Annotated in this window: 14 protein-coding genes and 1 riboswitch; of the genes, 7 read left to right on the top strand and 7 right to left on the bottom strand. The window is 64.3% G+C overall.

Annotation, left to right across the window (positions count from 1 at the left end; translation table 11 throughout):
- The first annotated feature begins 175 nt into the window (after window positions 1-175).
- The 3 genes from HV670_RS09270 to HV670_RS30940 are packed head-to-tail and all read left to right on the top strand — an operon-like array spanning window position 176 to window position 10,136.
- Window positions 176-3,832, top strand: a complete 3,657-nt coding sequence (locus HV670_RS09270) for an exodeoxyribonuclease V subunit gamma (RefSeq protein ID WP_175104474.1) — start codon at window positions 176-178, stop codon at window positions 3,830-3,832.
- A complete protein-coding gene (locus tag HV670_RS09265; RefSeq protein WP_175104473.1) occupies window positions 3,829-7,830 on the top strand; it encodes a UvrD-helicase domain-containing protein in 4,002 nt (1,333 codons plus the stop codon). Before HV670_RS09270 ends, HV670_RS09265 begins: the two co-directional genes overlap by 4 nt.
- Window positions 7,827-10,136: an AAA family ATPase gene (locus tag HV670_RS30940; RefSeq protein WP_246257181.1), complete on the top strand. Its 2,310-nt coding sequence runs from the start codon at window positions 7,827-7,829 to the stop codon at window positions 10,134-10,136. Before HV670_RS09265 ends, HV670_RS30940 begins: the two co-directional genes overlap by 4 nt.
- Here HV670_RS30940 and arfB read toward each other — a convergent pair.
- From arfB to HV670_RS09220, 7 genes are all read right to left on the bottom strand, one after another.
- On the bottom strand, window positions 10,133-10,540 hold the full coding sequence (arfB, locus tag HV670_RS09250) for an alternative ribosome rescue aminoacyl-tRNA hydrolase ArfB (RefSeq protein WP_425511403.1): 408 nt from the start codon (window positions 10,538-10,540) through the stop codon (window positions 10,133-10,135). The two genes, HV670_RS30940 and arfB, sit on opposite strands and share 4 nt — an antisense overlap.
- A 158-nt stretch (window positions 10,541-10,698) precedes the next feature.
- Window positions 10,699-12,021, bottom strand: coding sequence for an EAL domain-containing protein (locus tag HV670_RS09245; protein ID WP_175104472.1), 1,323 nt, complete (start codon window positions 12,019-12,021; stop codon window positions 10,699-10,701).
- 407 nt (window positions 12,022-12,428) lie between these two features.
- Window positions 12,429-14,051, bottom strand: coding sequence for an L-lactate permease (locus tag HV670_RS09240; RefSeq protein WP_175104471.1), 1,623 nt, complete (start codon window positions 14,049-14,051; stop codon window positions 12,429-12,431).
- A 203-nt stretch (window positions 14,052-14,254) separates the two neighbouring features.
- A complete protein-coding gene (locus HV670_RS09235) occupies window positions 14,255-14,767 on the bottom strand; it encodes a hypothetical protein (RefSeq protein WP_175104470.1) in 513 nt (170 codons plus the stop codon).
- A gap of 211 nt (window positions 14,768-14,978) precedes the next feature.
- Window positions 14,979-16,895, bottom strand: coding sequence for a phosphomethylpyrimidine synthase ThiC (thiC, locus tag HV670_RS09230; RefSeq protein WP_175104469.1), 1,917 nt, complete (start codon window positions 16,893-16,895; stop codon window positions 14,979-14,981).
- 70 nt (window positions 16,896-16,965) lie between these two features.
- Window positions 16,966-17,068, bottom strand: a riboswitch (TPP riboswitch).
- Between the two features lie 340 nt (window positions 17,069-17,408).
- Window positions 17,409-17,543: an entericidin A/B family lipoprotein gene (locus HV670_RS09225; protein ID WP_175104468.1), complete on the bottom strand. Its 135-nt coding sequence runs from the start codon at window positions 17,541-17,543 to the stop codon at window positions 17,409-17,411.
- 269 nt (window positions 17,544-17,812) lie between these two features.
- A complete protein-coding gene (locus HV670_RS09220; RefSeq protein ID WP_175104467.1) occupies window positions 17,813-19,207 on the bottom strand; it encodes a histidine kinase in 1,395 nt (464 codons plus the stop codon).
- A gap of 158 nt (window positions 19,208-19,365) precedes the next feature.
- On the opposite strand from HV670_RS09220, the gene HV670_RS09215 reads away from it, so the two are divergent.
- The 4 genes from HV670_RS09215 (at window position 19,366) to HV670_RS09200 (ending at window position 21,299) form a co-directional block, all read left to right on the top strand.
- Window positions 19,366-19,542 carry a DUF1328 family protein gene (locus HV670_RS09215; RefSeq protein ID WP_175104466.1) on the top strand — a complete coding sequence of 59 codons (177 nt, stop codon included), beginning with the start codon at window positions 19,366-19,368 and terminating at the stop codon, window positions 19,540-19,542.
- A gap of 27 nt (window positions 19,543-19,569) precedes the next feature.
- Window positions 19,570-19,731, top strand: coding sequence for a DUF1328 domain-containing protein (locus tag HV670_RS09210; protein ID WP_175104465.1), 162 nt, complete (start codon window positions 19,570-19,572; stop codon window positions 19,729-19,731).
- A gap of 256 nt (window positions 19,732-19,987) precedes the next feature.
- Entirely contained in the window at window positions 19,988-20,521 is a 534-nt protein-coding gene (locus HV670_RS09205; RefSeq protein ID WP_175104590.1) for a ferritin-like domain-containing protein, read from the top strand.
- 145 nt (window positions 20,522-20,666) lie between these two features.
- A complete protein-coding gene (locus HV670_RS09200) occupies window positions 20,667-21,299 on the top strand; it encodes a response regulator (RefSeq protein WP_175104464.1) in 633 nt (210 codons plus the stop codon).
- Window positions 21,300-21,315 lie beyond the last annotated feature (16 nt).

Below are 21,315 nucleotides of genomic sequence, written 5' to 3'. Positions count from 1 at the left end.
CTCCGCAGTCGCCTGCACAGAATGGGAGAAAGTCTAGCGTGTCTCGTGCGAGAATGGCAGTGTCCGTCTCACCGGTCGGAATGTGGGTCGATCCGCGACCGAGACGCCCCGAAGTTTTTGGGCCGATCGCCTAACCCGATTTCACCGCAGCCCGACTTCAGTTCCAAGCATCCGGATGCTTCATCTCATTCAGTCGAATCGTCAAAGCGCGCTGGCCGCGACTCTGTGCACGACGCTGGCCCGTGCGCCGGCACGCGATCCATTCGCGCCAGAACATCTGATCGTGCCCAGTGCAGCCTTGCGGCGGCGCCTCGAACTCGACATCGCGGGCACCTTTGGCGTGGCCGCGAATCTGCGTTTCGCCTATCTGGCGAGCTGGCTCTGGGAGCAGATCGGTAAGGTCGTGCCTGTTCCCGAGCAATCGCCGTTCGCGCCCGACCGATTGAGCTGGCGTCTGTACCGGCTGCTCGACCCGTCGGCCTGGCAGGCACCCGGCCACGAGCGCCTTGCGCGCTACCTCGACCGTGCCGACGCGGCAATGCGGCATGCGCTGGCGGTGCGTATCGCGGAAGTCTTCGATCACTACCTGACGTACCGCCCCGACTATCTGGGCGCATGGCAGCGCGGCGAATCGCTGTTCGGGGAGCAGGGCGGTGCACCGGACCTGCGTGCCAGCGAGGTCAACCGCGCCGACGAGCGCTGGCAATCGGCGCTCTGGCGCCGCGTGCTCGACGATCTCGGCGATCCGCGCGGCGAACCTGTCATTGCGCAGCGTTTCCTGAGCCTTGTGGCGGATCTCGATCCTGCGCGGGTGAGGTCGGTCTGGCCCGCACGGGTATCGGTCTTCGCGCCGCCGACGATCGCGCCGTTGCATGCAGCGCTTCTACGCGAGTTCGGGCGTTTTATCGATGTCGATCTCTATTTGCTCAATCCGTGCGAGGCGTTCTGGCACGACATCGTGACACGGCGTCAGCTCGGTCGTATCGAGGCGGCCGGCATGGCCGACTATCAGGAGGTCGGCAATCCCTTGTTGTCGGAGTGGGGGCGCCAGACGCAGGCCTTGCTTCATATCGTGCACGAGATGACCGAGGCCATGGTCGACGAGGACGCCGACTCGTTCGAGCCCAGCCCCGCATCCACCTGGCTCGCGGGAGTCCAGAACGCCATTCTCGAGCTCAGGCGATGGCCGGCTCACTCGCGTGCGGGAAGGGCCGAAAACGGCCACGCCGAAGCGGGTGGGGGATTGTTTAGCGGTCGTGGACACCATGGAGAACAGTCGGAGCTCGGAGCTCACGAGGAGCGTGATGACTACGGGGAGCAGGAAGAGTATGAGGAGTATGAGGAGGACGAGGGGGGCGAAGCGCACGAAGGCGCTGGCGAGGACGCTGAAGCAAACCTCGGCGGTGCGGACGACAGCATACAAGTTCATGTCTGCCATAGTCTGACGCGGCAGCTTGAAGCCATGCACGACCGGCTGATCGCGTGGTTCGAGGCAGATCCCTCGTTGACGCCGGCCGATGTACTGGTCGCCTTGCCGGATCTTCCCACGGCCGCCCCGGCGATCGATGCGGTGTTCGGCGGTGGTGACGGGCCGCGCATTCCCTACCGGATCACCGGACTCCCTCCGTCTCAGTCGAACCCGGTGGCCCGTGTGATGCTCGACTGGCTCGCCTTGTCCGACCCGTCGGTGAGTGCGTCGCAACTCGTCGAGTGGCTGCGTGTCGATGCGATCGCGGCCCGCTTCGGCATCGATTCGGCCGCGCTCGATACCTTGCAGGAGTGGCTTGCCGCCGCGGGCGCGCGGCGAGGGTTGGGCTTCGACAACGGCTTCGCCGGACCCGACCCGGATACCCGCCAAGGTATCCACGCCCACGACGATAGCGATTGGAATGCCGAGCAGGACGCCGGCCCAGGGACCCGCCAACACGCCAACCAAAGAGTCGACCAAGGAGTCAAGCAAGAAGCCAACCAAGGACGCCGCCGCCACACATTCGCCGATGCCTTACTGCGTCTCTACCTCGGTTACGCATTGCCCGACGATGCCGAGCCCGTCGAAGACTGGTTACCGACGGTAGGGCCGGCTGGCGCCGAGGCCGAGTTGCTCGGCCGTCTGAGTGCGTTCGTCGACGAACTCGATGGCTTTGGTCGCGCATGCGCGCAGATACGCGATGCGCAGGGCTGGCAATGGCTCCTCAACGACGCGTTGCCGCGTTTCTTCGACGCGGGTCGGGCATTCGCCGACGATCTTGCCGATGTGCGCGACGCGATCGACACACTGGCTTGTGCGATCGGGGACGGCGCGGGCGCGCTCGAGATTCCCGTCGAAGTGCTTCGCGACGCGCTGGCCGCCGCGCTCGACGACCCCGCGCGCGGCGGCGTACCGGCAGGCGGTGTCACGTTCTCGGCCCTGACGAGCCTGCGTGGCGTACCGTTTCGCGTGATCTGCCTGCTCGGCCTCGACGATGGCGTGCTGCCGAATGCGGCACGCGCCCCCGAGTTCGACCTGCTTGCCGCGTTTCCGAAACTCGGCGATCGTCAGCGCCGCGACGACGACCGCAATCTGTTCCTCGACTACCTGCTTGCCGCGCGCGACCATTTTGTCGTCGCCTATACGGGCCGCAGCATCCGCGACAACGCGGTCAAGCCGCCCGCGGCGCCCGTCGACGAACTGCTCGACTATCTGGGCGCCGCGCTGGCCGGCGCATCCGCGCCACCCCAGGATATTGCGCAGGCACGCGCGGGTTTTGTCGTCGAACATCCTCTGCAGTCGTACGCGGCTGAATACCTGCATGGCAAGGGTGCGCTCTTCACGTACGATTCGACGCGTGCGGAGATTGCCGGCGCGTTGCTTGCGCCGAGAGGCGAGAACATCCAGTCCCGTCCCTTTTTCGGCACGTCGCTGCCGCCGCCGGAAGAGGCGGTCGTGTCCTTCGATGCCTTGCTGACGTTCTGGAGCCAGCCCGCGCGCGCATTGCTGCGTGACCGTCTCGGCCTGAACTTCAGGAGTGCGCGTGCCGAACTCGACGACAGCGAGCCGTTCGTGCTCGACTGGGATGGCCGGGATGCGTTGGCCGACCGGTTGCTGCCGATGCTGCTCGACGACGCGGCCGACTTGGCGCGCGCATCGCGGATCGCGCGCGCAAGCCATGAACTGCCGGGCGGCGCGACCGGTGCGATCTGGCGCGAACGCGAAGTGAGCTCACTCGCTCGGCTTGCGGACGCGGTGCGTGCGGCACGCGGCGAGCCGGTTGTCGCTCCGCCTTACTTCGCACTTGAACTGCCGGTGTGCTGGCCGGCGCAGCTCCCGCACGATGTGCAGGCTTCCGGAGAGCCCGTCGTGCTCGAAGGGGCTCTCCCTGCGTTGACCTCGCTCGGCCTCGTGGTCTTTCGTCATGCGGCCCCGACGGCTCGCGACTACTTGAATACCTGGCTGCACCATCTCGTGCTATGCGTGATGAAGCCGGAGGGGGCGGTTTGTGCGACCTACTGGATCGGCCGTGGCGCGCGCTTTGAATTTCGCGAGGATCCGCATGCGCATCGCCATCTGTGCGAACTCGTGACCCTGTACCGAGCAGGCTTGTGCGCGCCATTGCCTTTCTTCCCGAAGACTTCATGGGCATGGGTCGACAAGGGCGAAGGCGCTGCATTCACGGCATGGCAGGGCGGCTTCGACCGGGTCGGCGAGCAGGACGACCCGTATGTGAGCACCGCATGGCGTGGCACGCCGCTGCGCCTGGACGCGCATTTCGATGCCTTGGCTCGGGCCGTGCTTGAACCGCTGCGCGCGCACCTCGGTGCGGCCGGTGGCCAGGCGACCCAGGAGGACGCATGAACATCGCGAACGAACTCGATGTGTTCGTCTGTCCGCTCGAGGGGATCAACCAGATCGAGGCATCGGCGGGCACCGGCAAGACGTGGAATATCGCGGCGCTGTATGTGCGCCTGTTGCTCGAGACCTCGCTCACGGTCGAGCAGATTCTCGTCGTGACCTTCACGGATGCGGCAACCGCCGAACTCCATGAACGGATACGCGCCCGCATCGCGGGGCTCGCCCACTGGCTCGAATACGGCGATCGCGATGTGATCGACGATCCGTTCATCGAGCGCCTCGAGGAAACGACCTTGAGTGAATCGTTGACGCACGAACAGGCCTTGCAACGGCTGCGTCTCGCGCTCAATGCATTCGATCAGGCGTCGATCCGGACCATCCACGGTTTCTGCCGGCGCGCACTCGAGGAAGCCCCGTTCGCGGCGGCGCTGCCATTCGAGTTCGAGCTCGATGGCGACGATGCCCAGATGCGCCTCGATATCGCGACGCGTTTCTGGAGAGAACGGGTGGAGCCCGAAGCCGCCCAGGTCGACGGCTTCGCCGCGTGGCTCGTCAGCCGTGGCGCGACGCCCGCGTCGCTCGACGACGAACTCCGGCGCCGGCTCAAGAAGCCGCTCGCCGAACTCCGCTGGGACCCGGCGGTGCTCGCGGCCGCCGAGGCCGCGCTCGAGGCCTCGGACCGGCCTCGCGCATCGAAAACCGAAGCGCCGCACGAAGTCTTCGAAAGGACGATCGGTGCAGCCTGGGAGATTTGGGGTGCCGAGCAGGCGGATATCGAGCAAACAGTCGAAGCGGGCCTCGCGGTTCTCAACAAGACGAGCTACAAGACCGACACCTTGCGTGCCGTGCTCGATGCCTGGGCGATGCATGCGGCCGAGCGTGATCCGCATGCACCGCTGCCCGACAAGTTCGACCTGTTGCGCGCGAGCATGCTCGCCGGCAAGACCAACAAGGGTAAGACACCGCCTGCACATCGCTTCTTTGAACAGGTCGATGCGGTGCTCGATGCGATGGAGGCCGCACAGGACCAGTACCGGACTCGCTGGCTCGCGCTTATCCATCGCTGGCTGGACTGGGCGCCGTACGCGTTGGCCGAGGTCAAGCGAGCCCAACGGGCGCTGTCGTTCGACGATCTGCTGTCGAATCTGCAAAGCGCGTTGAACCAGCATGAATGGCTGGCGCCGACCTTGCGCGATCGGTATCCGGCTGCGTTGATCGACGAGTTTCAGGATACCGATCCGCTTCAGTTCGATATTTTCCATCGAATCTACGCGCCCGATGGGCCGCTGTTCCTGGTCGGTGACCCGAAGCAGGCGATCTATAGTTTTCGGGCCGCGGATCTCCATACGTATCTGAGGGCGCGCGAGGTCGCGGACGAGCGCTATTCGCTCGCGGTGAACCAGCGCTCGACGGCCGCGATGATCGATGCATGCAATCGCCTGTTTACGGCGAATCCACGTGCCTTTGTGCTCGAGGGGCTCGACTATGTGCCGGTACGGCCCGGACAGCGGAAACGGGAGCCGTTTGTCGACGCTCGCGGTAGCGAGCCGGGCGTGTACAGCACTGAATCTGATATCGCGCCTGGCGGTCAATTCGATGCCGATGCCGATAGTGGCAGCAGTCTCGCATACGACGACGTCGAACGCGTATTCGATCCCGCACTTCATATCTGGCAGTTGCCCACCGACGAGTTGCTCGACAAGTCGAGCTTCGGGACGGCTGCAGCCGATGCGTGTGCAGCCGAGATCGTCCGCTTGCTCGGCGATGCACGGCGCGCGGGCGCACGGGTCGGCGAGAGGCCGCTGACACCGGGACAGATTGCCGTACTCGTGCAGACACGCCGGCAGGCGGCCGAGATCAAGCGTGTGTTGTCACGCTGGGGCATCGCGAGCGTGGAGCTCACACGCGAGTCGGTATTCGCGACGGAAGATGCCGCGCATATCGAGCGCTTGCTGCTCGCGATCGAGGCCCCGGGCGATCTGCGCCGTCTGCGTGCCGCGCTTGCGATCGACTGGATGGGACTCGACGCGGCCGCCATTGCGCGGCTCGACGATATCGACCGGGACGACGACCTCGCCGAACCCGCTTCGTTGGCTGCCTCGCCGCTTGCCCCGCCGGCTGTCCTGACGCCTGCTTCGCGACTCGCCGCGCAGCAGGCAAGCGATGCGACCCCGTGGGTCGAACGGCTCACGCGTTACCGATCGATCTGGCATGAACGGGGCTTTGCGCCGATGTGGCGCACCTTGCTGCGCGAGCTGCGCATCGCGCAGCGGATCGTCGCGCTGCCGCTCGGGGAACGGCGCCTCACGGACCTTTCGCATCTGGCCGAACTGTTGCAGACACGTGCGGCCGAACAAGCAGGCGCCGCGCCGATGTTGCGCTGGCTCGCGGCACAACGCGCCATGCCTCCCTCGAGCGACGATGTCCAGTTGCGGCTCGAGTCGGATCGCAATCTCGTGCAGATCGTCACGGTGCACAAGTCCAAAGGCCTCGAATATTCGGTTGTGTTCTGTCCGTATCTTGCCGACGGACTGCTTCAGTCCGATCGCGGCGGCAAGCTGCCGGTGCCCGATGAATACCACGACGACGATGGCCAGGTCGTGATCGACTATCGAATGCTCGACGAGGCGCTCAGCGAGTCGATCGACTTGAAGAGCCGCATCGAGCAGGCGGCGGAACGTGCGCGGCTCGTCTATGTCGCGCTGACCCGTTCGGTCTACCGGTGCTATCTCGTCGCGGGTATCTACCGCAGCGGCAAGTCGACGAAGGAAGCGCAACGCAGTGTATTGAACTGGCTGGTCGCGGGTGCTGGCCGCGGCTTTGCGGCGTGGCTCGATGCTCCTCCCGAACCGGCGGAAATAGCGGGTGCCTGGCAGGCACTCGCAGGTGGCTCGATCGTCCTCGAGCCGATGCCGCTGATCGAGCGGGCCACGGGTGTGTCCTCGCAGTCACACGATGCGGATGACTTCATTGCACGCGTCGCGTTGCGCCACTTGCGCGAAGCATGGAGGATCTCGAGTTTCAGCGCCTTGATCGAGCAGCGACACGAGGGATACCTCGGGGAGCCGTCGGCACTGCGCGATCCGCGTCCCGACCATGACGAACGCGTGAGCGAGCGTGACGACGAGGTGCAGGTACGGCCGGCAGGCCTGGCACGTTTGCGCGAAGCAGGCGATATCGTCGATTTCCCGCGCGGTGCAGCGGCGGGCGAATGTCTGCACCGGCTGTTCGAGCTTGCGGACTTCACCTCATCCGATGACTGGCCCGAGGCGATCGCGCGTGCGCTTGCCGAGCGTCCCGTGCCGGCAGCACCCGAACTCGCGAGGCGGATGCCGGCCATGATGTCGAGTCTCCTCACGGATGTCTGCGCGACCGTGCTGACTGCGTTCGATGAGGGCGAGGGGGGGGACGGTTTGTGTTTCGTGGATGTCCGCTCGGGTCCGGGACTCGCCTCGAGCTCCCTGGAACACGCGAAGCCAATGAGTATCACACTGTCCGCGATTGCGCTGCATCGGCGGCTGACCGAGCTGGAGTTCATGCTGTCGGCGCGTTCGTTCGATCTTCATGCGATGACGCGCCTGCTACTCGAGTATGGCTATCCGAACCTCGTGCTCGATGCGTCGACGCTGCACGGCTATCTGCGCGGCTTTATCGATCTTGTGTTCGAGTATCGCGGGCGCTATTGGATCATCGACTGGAAATCGAATCATCTCGGCGATACCGAGACCGGCTACGATCGTGTTTCGATGGCGGCGGCGATGGATGAACATGGTTATGCGCTTCAATCGCTGATCTATTGCGTCGCCCTGCACCGGTATTTGCGCAGCCGGATAGCCGACTACGACTACGAGCGTCATTTCGGCGCGTCGCTTTATCTGTTTGTCCGCGGCGTGCGGCCGCAATGGCGCGACCGCGAACGGCCCACGGGCGTCCATCAGGATCGCCCGCCGCGCGCGCTGATCGAGCGCTTCGACGCCTTGCTCGAGGGAGGGGCGCCATGAATATCGACGCATTCGACGCAGCCATCACGGCCTTGCAAGACGAACCTGCGCAGGATGGCGCGTCGGCCTCCTATCCGGGCGGCGAACCGCGCGCCTTGGGCGACGACCTCGCGGGCACGCTTGCCTACGGCTTCGCCCGCCGCTTGCGTTGGCTGGCAATGCAGCGGCGCGCGCCGGCCGACGCCGTGCGCGCGCTGGCACGTGCGGCAGCGGAAGTCAGCCGGGCGACGGCGGACGGCAATGTTTGCATCGATCTTGCGATGCTGGCGGACCGTGGCGGCGAATCCGTGGGGCAGTGGCGCGAGCGCCTCCTCGCAAGCGGCCTCGTTGGCCGCGACGCGAGTCAGCCCTTGGTGCTCGACGCGCATGACCGGCTCTACCTTGCCCGCTACTACGACTACGAACAGCGCCTCGCCCGCTCGCTCGGCACGCTCGCCGCGAATCGTACCCCGCTCGATGCGGCCACGCTGCGCGCACGGCTCGATGCGTTTCCGGGGGCGGCGCCGGCCGGCGAGGTCGACTGGCAGCGTGTTGCCGCAGCGCTTTCGCTCGATCGCCGGCTCACGATCATCAGCGGTGGTCCAGGCACCGGCAAGACCACCACGGTCGTCGGCATTCTCGCCTGCCTGCTGGCCGACAATCCGGCACTGCGCATCGCGCTCGCCGCGCCGACCGGCAAGGCTGCACAACGCATGCAGGAAGCGCTGCTTTCGCGTGCCGGGGCCTTGCCGTCCTCGCTTGTCGCGCGATTGCCCACGCGCGCCTCGACGCTGCACCGGCTGCTTGGCGCGGGCGCGGGCGGCCAGTTCCGCTACCGGCGCGGCAAGCCCTTGCCCTACGATGCGATCGTCGTCGACGAGGCCTCGATGATCGATGTCGCGATGGGGGCGCGCCTGCTCGATGCGATTGCGCCGCATGCGCGGCTGATCATGCTCGGTGACAAGGACCAACTCGCGGCGGTCGAGGCTGGTGCGGTGTTCGCCGAACTCAGCGCGCGGCCGGTGCTCAGCGAGGCACGGCTCGAAGTGCTTGCCGGCGCGCTCGGTGTGCCGGATGGAATGCTTCGCGAACAGTGGCCCGGGATCGTGGACTCGGGCGGCGTCGCGCGCGACGTCTCGGACGACGCCGCTCAGCGCCATACGGGCGGGAGCACGCGCAAGGTATCGCGCACGGTGCGCGACAGGAATCCCGACGCTTCTACGACGGCCCAGTTGAGTCTCTTTGATACCCCGCCGGTTACAGAGGACATGTTCACAAGAGCGCCGCGAGAGCCGCATGACGTACACGCGCCCGAAACACGCGGAGAGTATTCGGAGCACGAAGCACACGAACTATTGCGCAGGCGCGCGCCTTTGGCGGATTGTGTAGTGTGGCTTGAGAAGAACTATCGCTTCGGCCTCGACTCATCCATCGGCCGGCTTTCGCTCGCGATCCGTGCGGGTGACACCGCTGCTGCATTGAATGCACTCTCGAGCGAGCAGAGTGCCGCGGCCCGCCTGGTCAACGATGCCGGCATGCAACTGGGTCACGCGATCGTCTCGGATCTCGGTCAGGGTTTCGCGGCCTACGCAAGCGCGCTATCGACTGTACTGTCCGGTGTCGGTGTCGGTGTCGGTGTCGTGGCAGGCACGGTGGCGGCTGCGACGATGCAAACTGATACGGACGTCGATACAGATGAAGACGAACGAGCGTTCACGTCTAGCCCCTCTCAGATCGAATACTCCCGTGATTTCTCGGCGCTGTTCGATGCGCTCAACCGGTTTCGCGTACTGTGTGCGGTGCGCAGCGGTCCGCGCGGCGTCGAGCGTCTCAACGGGCTGCTGTCGATCCAGTTACGCAACTTGATCGGAGTGAGCGTTTCAGTATCCGGCAAGGCGACGATAGCCACGAGCTGGTTCGCGGGCCGCCCGGTGATGGTGACGCGTAACGACTATGCGCTCGGCCTGTTCAATGGCGATATCGGCATCGCATTGCCGGGCGGCGACGGCACGCTGCGCGTCGTGTTTCCGAACGCGGAAGGCACGGGTTGGCGAGCGATTTCGCCGGCGGCCTTACCGCCGCATGAGACGGCACTCGCGCTGACGGTCCACAAATCGCAAGGCTCGGAGTTCGAGCGCGCGGCACTGGTGCTGCCGGCCCAGGCCAACCGGGCGCTCACGCGCGAACTCGTCTATACGGCAGTGACGCGCGCGAAGCTTTCGATTGACATCATTGGCAGCGCCGCCGTGCTCGCGGAGGCGATCGAGACGCCGACCCGTCGGGCATCGGGGCTCGCACTGCGGCTCGCCGAAGCGGGCCCGCCCTAGTCGGTGATGCGCCCGCGTGCGGCCTTGATCGCGCCGCGCCGCGTCTTGCCGTCGAGCCGGCGGACCTTCGATGCGAAAGTCGGGCGCGTCTCTCGGCGGGTCTTGGGTGTGATGCTCACGCTTTCGACAAGCTCGTTTAGCCGGAGCATCGCTTCATCGCGATTGCGCTCCTGTGTCCGGTGATTCTGCGCCTTGATGACAACCACACCGTCTCGAGTGATCCGCTGGTCATTGAGGGCCAGCAGCCGGTGCTTGAGCAACTCAGGCAGCGACGAAGCGCGGATATCGAAGCGCAGATGGATCGCGCTCGAGACCTTGTTGACGTTCTGGCCGCCTGCGCCTTGCGCACGAATCGCGGTGAATTCGATCTCTTCAGGCGATAGCGTGAAAGGGGTCCGGGACATGATCGGTCGGGCAGCACAGCGCGGCGGGTCGGGCCGCAAGTTGGGTAAGGACTTGGACAGCGGGTTAGCCATCGGGTTGGCCATCGAAAGCGGGCCGGCAAGCGCGCATCCTAACGCATCCGCGGCCGCTCCGATACGTTCGCCGGTCCCGATCCCAGTCAGGCCGCTACCTGCCCGTCTTCATCCGGCACGAAGTCCGCGCAGAAAACCACCGTCCTCCCCTCGATCGTCAGCGCGACCGCGGCCGTGTGACAGCCCTTGCCTTCGCTGAGCGAAAAATACGGACCCATCACGGCAACGCGTCCGGGTGCGGCGATCGCACGCTTGAAGTAGGCGCGGCGCGACCAGTTGCTCGAAACCGTATCGAGCAGGGGCGCGAGCCGCCGCTGCGCGGCATCGCGCCGTTCCAGCGCAGCACCCGGCGCGACCGGCACCTGAATCGCAGGCGCGCTCTGAATGCCGTTTCCGTCGACGACGAAGACTCGCCGCGCGCTCGAGAGTTCGAACACAATCGATGCGGCGAGCGCGAGATCCCCGTGACGCGCATACGTTTGCGCAGCGGCGCTCATGGTTTGCTCGAACGATTCGAAGCGCAACACCGGCGCATGACGTGCGCGCGCCAGATGATCGCCGAACAGAGGCCAGAGCAGCGGCACCTGTTCGAGCGCCGCAGCGCGTGCGCGGGCGAGTGAAAAATGCGGACGCGCGAGCCAGTAGCCCTGCACAAAATCGACATCGGCTTCCATGAGCGCGGTCAGTTCGCCGTCGGCCTCGACGCCTTCGGCCAGCACCATGGTGCCGGCCTGGTGGAGCATCGAAACGAGATGACGCATCAGTTCGTGATCGCTGTTGCGCTGGGTCAGGCGGCCGACGAGCGAGCGGTCGAGCTTGACGATATCCGGCCGGGTCGACCAGATGCGGTCGAAATTCGAGAACCCGCTGCCGAAGTCGTCGATCGCGATCAGGAAGTTGCGGCTGTGAAAGGCGTCGACGGTTTGTGTGAGCGTGCGTTCGTCAGCCGCAGGTTGCTCGAGCACTTCAAGTACGATCCGCTCGGCGGTCAGGTTGAAATGAGAGATCAGCTCGTCGGCAAACGCAGCGTCTTCGTAGCTCGTTTCGAGAATCTGCGGCAGGACGTTGAGGAACAGCCAGCCAATATCGCCCCCCTGCTCGGCGAAATTGGCCACATGCACTGCACGCGAGACGCGGTCGAGCAGGACGGCATCGTCGTGACGCCGAGCAAGCGAAAACACGAGCGGCGGCGGCAAGGCCTCGCCTTTGGGTGTACGCGCGCGCATCAGCGCCTCAAAGCCGATCACACGGGAATGCGAAATACTCATGACAGGCTGGAAAGCACTGCGGATCTCGATGCCGCGGTAGGTCGCATACCAACTGCTGACGTCCTTCTTCATCATCGAGAGGACGACGTCGAGCGGCGGCGCCAGGCGGCGCGGCGAGACGGCAACATGCGCGCGGTTCATGACCCCGTGCCCCGGCGCTCGGGCGGGCCGGACCGCGCAGGACGGCAGCGAGAGGCGCGCGAAGTCATCACATCGTCCATCGGAACCCCGGATGCATTTTTGTACGACAATCTATCAGACCTCGGGCAGACCCTGATAGCCCGGGAAAATCCCGCTTAAGTCAAAGGGCTTTTGTGCCGTTAAACAGGCCCGGTGGCGAGTCGGCGGCAACTGTCCCGCACGCATGCTCGCTGAGCACGACCGGCCGGCCGATTCGCGACGGGCTGGCTCGAGTTCGCCGCAAGGCTGCGCAGGGCTCAGGATGCGCCTTGCTGGCTATACCGGCAAGGCCTATGCCCAAAAGCGCGTGATCGGCAGCGGGAAGGCCCGCATCGCGCGTTGACCTCCCCGGGAACAAACGAACGCGATCAGTACGGAGGAATCATCCAGGTCAGGACATTCTGCTGGAGCCAGACAAGAATCCCGAGAACGATCGTGAGCAACACACTGTGCTTGAAGGTCTTCGCAAACACGATGCCTTCGCGGCCCTTGAGCTCGGTCGTCGCGACGCCGGTCGAGATGTTCTGGGGCGAGATCATCTTGCCCATCACGCCGCCCGAGGAATTGGAGGCGGCCATGAGCAGCGGGTTGAGGTTGAGCTGGTGCGCGGCGACCACCTGCAGATTGCCGAACAGCGCATTGCCCGATGTGTCGCTGCCCGACAGGAACACGGCAACCCAGCCGAGGAAGGCCGATACGAGCGGGAAGAATGCCCCGACCGAAGCCGCGCCGAGCCCAAGCGTATAGGTCATGCCCGAGTAGTTCATCAGGTAGGCAAGGCCCAGGATCATCGCGACGGTCAGGATGGCGATGCGCGTCTGGACCCAGGTATCGCGGATCGCCGCGAAGAATTCGCTGACCGGCAGGCGTACCACGAGCGCCGTGATGATTGCCGCAACGAGAATGGCCGTGCCGGTCGCGAGCGGCTGGAAGTCCCAGATCGCGCCGTAGGGCTGGTGATACAGCGTAATGAAGACTGCCTTGTCGAGGCCGGGCCACGCAACCTTGACGTCGCCGATCAGGAAGATCTTGGCGATGGTCCAAATGATCACGACGACCGAGACGATGATCCACGGATACCAGCCCTGGATGCCGCTGATGTGTTCGGCACCGGCGCCCCGTGCGGAGCGCGCCGAGGCGCCTCGGTCGATCGCGAGCGCGAAGCGCGCTTCGGGCTCGGGGTGCCAGACCTTGAGGAACAGGATCGTGATGATCAACGAGACGAGCGACGACAGCACGTCGGTCAGGCTGTAGTTGATGTAGTTCGAGACAACGAACTGCGTGACAGCGAAGCTTGCACCCGCCACCAGCAGCACAGGCCAGACCTTGAGCATCGCGCGCCAGCCCGCGTAGACGCCGATCACATAGAACGGCAGGAAGAACGCGAACAGCGGCAGTTGCCGGCCGACCATCTGGCCGAGCGCCGCGGCGGGCAAGTGTGTAACCGCGCCGAGCACGGTGATCGGCACGCCAAGCGCGCCGAATGCGACCGGCGCGGTATTGAAGATCAGCGTGAAGGTCAGCGCTTCGAGGGCCGGAAAGCCGAGCATGATCAGCAGCGAGCTCGTGATCGCGATGGGCGTGCCGAAGCCCGAGATCCCTTCGAGCAGCGCACCGAATGAGAAACCGATCACGACCAGCACGATGCGGCGGTCGTTCGGCAGGTTGTCGACCATCCAGGCGCGGAACGCGTCGAAGCGGCCCGAGCGCTGTGCGACGTTATAAAGCACGATCGCGGCGAAGACGATCCACATGATCGGCCACAGGGCGAACACGATGCCATTGGCGATCGAGTTGAAAGCGAGATTGGCTGGAAATTGCCAGAACAGGATGGCAATGATGATCCCCGCGATCAGCCCGCCAAGCGAAGCCTGCCAGGCGGGCCGGCGCAGCCAGCCCAGCATCGCGAGCACGATGATGATCGGTATCGCGGCGACGATGAAGGACGGCAGCAGCGCGTCCCCGACAGGTGTTAGAAGTTGCTGGAACATCTCGTCTCCTTGTTATACGTATGCGAAGAGTCGACGTCCAGATAGTGGTACAGCTTTCGATCTCGCGCCGGACGTCTTCCCCATAGCGTAGGAAGGACTTCATTAGTTCGCAATCGGAACTTACGCTCAGAGTCGAATGAAGGACCGCCTTCAGAGCCGGATTCCAGTGGGTCGGGAGACGCCGGGTTCAGTGATGGCGGGATTCAATGACGGTGGTGGCCGCCTCCGCCGCCGAACGAGAAGCCGAAGGCGACCGAGGGACCGCCCCAGAATGGATAGCCATAACCCGGATAGCCGTAACCGGGATAACCATAGCCGGGATAACCGTAGCCGGGATAACCGTAGCCATAGACCGGATACCCGTAGGCCGGATAAACAGGGTAGGCCGCATAGCCAGGGTAGGCGGGGTAGGCATAGTAGGATTGGCCCGCTGCATAGCCGGGCGGCGGCTGTTGGGACTGGCCTTGTTGCCCTTGTTGGACGGGCGGATGGCTGCCTTGTGAATACCCTGCGCCGGCAGGTCCGCCGTTCTGTGCAGTGCCCGGCTGCGGCACGGGTTGCTGTCCTGAAGCGGCGTCGGGCGAATTCGACGGGATGGTTTCGATGTTCGCCATGGACGCCGGCACGACGGGCGGATAGTAGGTGTACGGCCCCGGGTAGTAGCACCCCGATAGCACGAGGGTTGAGGCGACCACGCCGGACAAAGACGCTTTCATGACATGACTCCCACACGGATAATCTGATTTACGCACTATCCTTTAGGATATGAAAAGCGCGGCGCTCAGGCCACAGCAAATTCCAAGGGACGTGTTTCAATAGATTTCAGGCCATACGTCCTGAGTCGCGCAAGCCGTGTTCCCGAGCGTCCTTATGATTTTCACCGGGGTTTCCCCCGGCGTTCCGCACGCACTTCGCTTCGTTGCTCCCTTACTGCTTCCGATAGATTTCCGAGCCGCCGCGCACGAACTCGACAGCCTTCACTTCCATGCCCTTGCGCAGCGCTTCCGTTTCGCTGAATCCTTCCTTCGCCGCATAGTCGCGCACATCCTGCGTGATCTTCATCGAGCAGAAGTGCGGTCCGCACATTGAACAGAAGTGCGCGACTTTCGCCGAATCCTTCGGCAGAGTCTCGTCGTGGAATTCGCGGGCCTTGTCGGGGTCGAGGCCGAGGTTGAACTGGTCTTCCCAGCGGAACTCGAAACGTGCCTTCGACAGTGCGTTGTCGCGTATCTGCGCGCCGGGGTGGCCCTTGGCGAGGTCGGCCGCATGTGCGGCGAGCTTGTACGTGATGATGCCGGTCTTGACGTCGTCCTTGTCGGGCAGGCCCAGATGCTCCTTCGGCGTCACATAGCACAGCATCGCCGTGCCGTACCAGCCGATCATTGCCGCCCCGATGCCCGAGGTGATGTGATCGTAGCCCGGTGCGATATCGGTGGTCAGCGGCCCGAGCGTATAGAACGGTGCCTCGTCGCAATACTCGAGCTGCAGGTCCATGTTCTCTTTGATCAGGTGCATTGGAACATGGCCCGGGCCCTCGATCATCACCTGGACGTCGTGTTTCCAGGCGATCTGCGTGAGTTCGCCGAGCGTCTTGAGTTCGGACAACTGCGCTTCGTCGTTCGCGTCGTAGATCGAACCCGGACGCAGGCCGTCGCCGAGCGAGAATGCGACGTCATAGGCCTTCATGATTTCGCAGATGTCTTCGAAGTGCTCGTAGAGAAAGCTTTCACGATGATGCGAGAGGCACCATTTCGCCATGATCGAGCCGCCGCGCGAGACGATGCCCGTCATCCGGTTTGCCGTCATCGGCACATAGCGTAGCAGCACGCCGGCGTGGATCGTGAAGTAGTCGACGCCTTGTTCAGCCTGTTCGATCAGCGTGTCGCGGAAGATTTCCCAGGTCAGGTCCTCGGCCTTGCCGTTGACCTTTTCGAGGGCCTGGTAGATCGGCACCGTGCCGATCGGCACCGGGCTGTTGCGGATGATCCATTCGCGCGTTTCGTGGATGTTCTTGCCGGTCGACAGGTCCATGACCGTATCGCCGCCCCAGCGGATCGCCCAGGTCATCTTGTCGACTTCCTCGCCGATCGATGAGGTCACGGCTGAGTTGCCGATATTCGCATTGATCTTCACGAGGAAGTTGCGGCCGATGATCATCGGCTCCGACTCGGGATGGTTGATGTTGTTCGGAATGATCGCGCGGCCGCGGGCGATTTCATCGCGCACGAACTCGGGCGTGATTTCGCGCGCTGTCGCGGCGCCGAAGTTCTGGCCCGGATGCTGGCGGCCCATCAGCTCGGCGAGCTTCGCACCCTGTGGACCCGATTGCCGCAGACCCTCGATATATTCGACGCGCCGTTGGTTCTCGCGGATCGCGACGTATTCCATCTCGGGCGTGATGATGCCCTGACGCGCGTAGTGCATCTGCGAGACGTTGCGGCCCGCGCGTGCGCGCAGCGGCTTGCGCTGGAGGTTCGGGAACCGCAGGCCGGCCGTCGAGGGATCGGCATCGCGTTCGCGACCGAAGGCGCTCGACAGGCCAGCGAGTTGTTCAGTGTCGCCACGCTCGGCGATCCAGCGCGCGCGCAGGGCGGGCAGGCCCGAGCGGATGTCGATGGTTGCTTCGGGGTCGGTATACGGGCCCGATGTATCGTAGACGTAGACCGGTGGGTTCTTCTCGCCGCCGAAGCCGGTCGGTGTGTCGGCCTGCGAGATTTCGCGCATCGGCACACGCAGATCGTCGCGCGAGCCGGTGACGTAGATCTTGCGTGAATTCGGCAAGGGCTGGACGGCGGCCGCATCGACGTGGGCGTCGGCGGAAGCGAATTTCGGATTGGCGTTCATGAGTATCTCCTGAAGGGGACCACGCAGGAGATCTAGGTTCGGCAAGCGGGAACGGGCAGGCGGCCGGGAGGGGAGTGACCACCACGCTCCCTGCGCTGGCATTATCCAGATCAGGTTCAAAGGGTATCTCTCACCCGCAACATTCAACCGTTGCAGGACCCCTGCGTCGAGGCTCGTACGATACACGGCGTGGGCAGGCACGGCAAGCGACGAGGGCTGGGCAGGACTTCGACCGCGATAGCACAGGCCACGTGTGCCAAAGGTGGAACAGGAAAAGGTGGGCCGCGGAGGAGGAGAGTGGGCTGGGCAGGACTAAAGCGCAGGTCACGTTGCCAAAGGTGGAACAGGAAGGCGCACCAAGGGGGGAAGAAGGGAGCCCGGTAAAGAGGTATGCCGGCAGGTCGAGGAGACGACCGCAACGGATCGGACAAGGTTGGGAAACCGTAAGGATGCAAAAAAGGAGCGCCTATTCGGCGCCCCCTGTTCAGTACTCCGACGACGGACAGCGCTCACCTACTTGTGCTCGTCGGCTGAGTTTTCGATCGCGGCGCCGCCCTTCTGGATATCCTGGCCCGCACCGGCGACGGTGTTGCAGGCGCTCAGGAAGACGGTACTGGTCAACAGGACAAGCGCGATAAGACGTGTCATGGTTATTCTCCTTCGCTTCGGGCTGGGTGGATTCCGGTAACCGCCGGAGATTCGCAGGCCGGATAGTGCGTGGTATCGCGTGACATCTGCCGCGGCATCACACCGCAGTCTTGCATGACGGGCCGTTATCGCGCCTATCCACTGTAATCAATCCTAGCGATCGACCGGCAGGCGTTCTGCCAGCGGCGCTGCCATCGGCGTGTGAGTGGATTCGGGCTTTCTTGTCGGTGGCGTCTTACAGGTGAAAGGTTCGATGAGGGCAAAGTCCTTTAGGGCGGGGAGGATGTCACCGGCATGCGCACCGAAACGTGCGTACCGCTGTTGTGCGAGCCCGGCCCGATGTCGAGCGTGCCGCCGCGCGCCGCGACCCGTTGACGCATGCCGAGCAAGCCATGCGTACGGGCGCGATCGAGGTCCGCCGGGGCGATTCCAATGCCGTCGTCATCGATATCGAGTTCGATTGACGCCTGCCCCGCCTCGAGCGGACCGTCGCTCTCCGAAATGCAGAGCGCGACGCCCAGGCGGCTCGCATGGGCATATTTGGCCGCGTTGTTCAGCGCCTCCTGAGCGACTCGGAACAAGGCGATCGCCAGTGCTTCGTCGAGCCGGATGTCATCCTCGGGCAAGTCGAGCGACAGCCGCCATCCGTTGCGCTGAGCCGCTTCCTCGGCAAGAGTGCGCAAGGCGGTGACCAGACCGAAGTGCGCGAGGACGGTCGGCCGCATGTCTTCGACGATCCGGCGCTTGAGCGCGATGCCCTGGTCGAGGTGGCCCTGGGCACGCGCGAGTTTCTCGGCGGCGACCGTGTCCGATCCGCTCAAACGCCGCTGTGCCGATGCGACGTCGATCTTTGTCGCGGTGAGGATGGCGCCGAGTTCGTCGTGGAGTTCGCGCGCCAGTTTGGTTTTCTCTTCCTCGCCGACGTTCTGGAGATGACGCGCGAGTGCCTCGAGCTGCCGCGTGCGCTCGCGCACCAGCCGGTCGAGCTCGCTCTGCGTATGCAGCAGGCGTTCCTGCTCGCGGCTCTGCACACCGAGCTGCGTGCCCAGGTTGCGGAACAACAGCACGAACAGAATGATGTTGAGCGCCGACACCGCGCCGACGCACAACGTCGAGATCCGCTGGTCGGTGCGGCTTGCGTCGAGTGCGGACTGGGCGCGCTGTTCCTCGCTCATCAGTAGATCGTTGATCCCCTCGCGCTGCGTGTCGCCTGTGGCGAGCGCCGCGCTGTCGCGCGCCTGCGACCGTGCCGTCTCGAGCGGCCCGGTGCGCGCGAGCGCGATGATCGCGTCGATTTCGCGCTTGCGCGCATCGAGGCCTGCGACCACGCGGGCGAGGCGGGCCGAGGCATGAGTATCGCCGATGCGGATGTAGTAGGCCTCGATATGGGCCGCGAGCACATGGGCCTGCATGAACGCCTGTTCATAGGTGTCGATTTCGCCCGGTTCGCGCGTAAGCAGATAACCGCGGGCCGAGGCGACGATCGACGTGAGTCGCGCCGTCAGCGCATCGAGTTCGCCGGCGGCGGTCTTTGCGTCGAGCGCGGTTTCATACTCGCGTGCGATTCGCTCGCGGCCCGATTCGAGCACGATCAGGCCGCCGACCGTGATCACGATCGCGACGACCATCGCTACGGCCCAGCTCCAGCGGCGCATCCAGCTCATGGGTGGGGGTATCCGTCAGCACAGAGCCGTAGTATGCCGCCCCCGTGCGGCGCTGCCTGTCGGTGGATTCCGACAAGAAAACCAGCGAGCCACCGAATGCGCCCGTTGTTGGCCTTTATTAGGATGGCGTCAGGCTCATACCGCGAGGACTTTTCATCATGTTGAAGTGGGCGTCGATCTTTGCCGTGATCGCGATCATCGCGGGCCTGCTCGGCTTTACCGGCGTAGCAGCCGGCGCGGCGGCGATCGCCAAGTTGCTGTTCTTCGTGTTCGTGGTCCTGTTCGTCGTGTTTCTCATTCTGGGTTTCGTGGTGGCGAAAAAGGTCATCGACTAGACCCTCAACAAGAAAAGGGAGTCAGCCATGCTTCATTACGCCGTGGTGTTCTTCGTGATCGCGCTCATCGCGGCCGTGTTCGGCTTCACCGGCATCGCTGCCGGCGCGGCCGAGATTGCGAAGATTCTGTTCTACATCTTTCTCGTCGTGTTTGTCGTCACGCTGCTGCTCGGTGTGTTCCGAGCTTGATGCAGGGTTGAGGATGAAGTGGCACCGGGCCGATACATCTGATGGAAGCATCTGCCCAAAGTGTTCGACGACTCTGCTCGATAGCAGCTTGAGCGCCCAGCGCTTCGGCCAGCGGTCCATGTCGCGACCCGGTGTCTTGTCTATGAATAGAGTATCGAAGCGGAGCAATTAGATGGCCCACACTACACAGGAAGCACCCCGCACGAAGGCAGCGGGCGGTTTGTCCGGCACATCCCCCCCGAAGAATGGCGCCGCCATGGGCCGCAACTTCGTGATGGATCTCGACAAGATTCGCCGCGACGCGAGGCAGCACATCAAGGAAGGCGCCGTCACCGAAGGCTACAAGGCTGACAAGGAGACCGTGCTCAAGCTGCTCAATGACGCGCTGGCGACCGAAATCGTTTGCACGCTGCGCTACAAGCGCCATTTCTTCATGGCCAAGGGCATTAACTCCGAAGGCGTCGCCGCGGAGTTCGCCGAGCATGCGAGGCAGGAGCAGGAACATGCCGACACGCTCGCAGAACGCATCGTCCAACTTGGGGGCGAACCGGATTTCGCACCCGATGGTCTGGCGGCGCGCAGCCACTCGCAGTATGCGGAAGGCGAGACCCTGACCGACATGATCCGCGAGAACCTGATCGCGGAGCGGATCGCGATCGACAGCTACAAGGCGATCATCGCTTACCTCGGGGACAAGGACGTCACGACGCGGCGCCTCTTCGAAGACATTCTGGCAGTCGAAGAAGAGCATGCGGACGATATGGCGGACCTGCTCGAAGGGCGTGAGTGAATCGGGCGGGGCCGTGTTGCGTGCGGGCGGTAGAATAAAGACTTCTCGGAGTACGCCACCGGACTCAGGCCCGGTGGCGTACTCTTGCGCTCATTTGCGGGAGCCGCATCTCGGGGGCTTTCGCGCTCACCCTGGCCCATTGCCGATGATTCGTGTTCTGATCGCAGACGATCATGCCATTGTGCGCAGCGGCTTCAAGGAGTTCGTCGCCGATGAGCCCGATATGGAGGTGGCCGCCGAAGCCGCCAATGGCGAGCAGACGATCGCGCTCGTGCGCGAGCAGGGCTTCGATGTCGTGTTGCTCGATATCGCGATGCCTGACAAGAACGGCATCGACACGCTGCGCGTCATCAAGCAGATTCGCCCTGAACAGGGCGTGCTCATGCTGTCGGGCTATCCCGAGAGCCAGTACGCGCTGAACCTGCTCAAGGCGGGCGCGAGCGGTTATATCAGCAAGGATGCGGCACCCGGCGAAATCGTGCGCGCCATCCGCACGGTGGCGCGCGGTCATCGCTATCTGTCCGAATCGGCAGCCGACGCGCTTGCGCAAAAGCTGACGCGGCCCGCGCACGATCATCCTCACGAATGTCTGTCGGAGCGGGAATTCCAGGTGTTCTGCAAGCTCGCGGCCGGGCAGTTGCCGACCGAGATCGCGGACGACCTGAACCTGTCAGTCAAGACGGTGAGTACATATCGCGCACGCGTGCTCGAAAAAATGGCCATGACGAGCAATGCCGACCTTACCTATTACGCTGTCAAGAATGGCCTGCTCGAATAAGCACGGCCGGGACGCA

Source organism: Pararobbsia alpina (genome assembly GCF_902859895.1).
Taxonomy (GTDB): Bacteria; Pseudomonadota; Gammaproteobacteria; order Burkholderiales; family Burkholderiaceae; genus Pararobbsia; species Pararobbsia alpina.
The sequence above is the reverse complement of the archived record's forward strand: the minus strand, read 5'-3'. Positions and strand labels throughout refer to the sequence as shown.

Coding starts and splice junctions, on each gene's coding strand:
- HV670_RS09270 (WP_175104474.1), top strand. CDS start 176: ATGCTTCATCTCATTCAGTCGAATCGTCAAAGCGCGCTGGCCGCGACT.
- HV670_RS09265 (WP_175104473.1), top strand. CDS start 3,829: ATGAACATCGCGAACGAACTCGATGTGTTCGTCTGTCCGCTCGAGGGG.
- HV670_RS30940 (WP_246257181.1), top strand. CDS start 7,827: ATGAATATCGACGCATTCGACGCAGCCATCACGGCCTTGCAAGACGAA.
- arfB (WP_425511403.1), bottom strand. CDS start 10,540: ATGTCCCGGACCCCTTTCACGCTATCGCCTGAAGAGATCGAATTCACC.
- HV670_RS09245 (WP_175104472.1), bottom strand. CDS start 12,021: ATGAACCGCGCGCATGTTGCCGTCTCGCCGCGCCGCCTGGCGCCGCCG.
- HV670_RS09240 (WP_175104471.1), bottom strand. CDS start 14,051: ATGTTCCAGCAACTTCTAACACCTGTCGGGGACGCGCTGCTGCCGTCC.
- HV670_RS09235 (WP_175104470.1), bottom strand. CDS start 14,767: ATGAAAGCGTCTTTGTCCGGCGTGGTCGCCTCAACCCTCGTGCTATCG.
- thiC (WP_175104469.1), bottom strand. CDS start 16,895: ATGAACGCCAATCCGAAATTCGCTTCCGCCGACGCCCACGTCGATGCG.
- HV670_RS09225 (WP_175104468.1), bottom strand. CDS start 17,543: ATGACACGTCTTATCGCGCTTGTCCTGTTGACCAGTACCGTCTTCCTG.
- HV670_RS09220 (WP_175104467.1), bottom strand. CDS start 19,207: ATGAGCTGGATGCGCCGCTGGAGCTGGGCCGTAGCGATGGTCGTCGCG.
- HV670_RS09215 (WP_175104466.1), top strand. CDS start 19,366: ATGTTGAAGTGGGCGTCGATCTTTGCCGTGATCGCGATCATCGCGGGC.
- HV670_RS09210 (WP_175104465.1), top strand. CDS start 19,570: ATGCTTCATTACGCCGTGGTGTTCTTCGTGATCGCGCTCATCGCGGCC.
- HV670_RS09205 (WP_175104590.1), top strand. CDS start 19,988: ATGGGCCGCAACTTCGTGATGGATCTCGACAAGATTCGCCGCGACGCG.
- HV670_RS09200 (WP_175104464.1), top strand. CDS start 20,667: ATGATTCGTGTTCTGATCGCAGACGATCATGCCATTGTGCGCAGCGGC.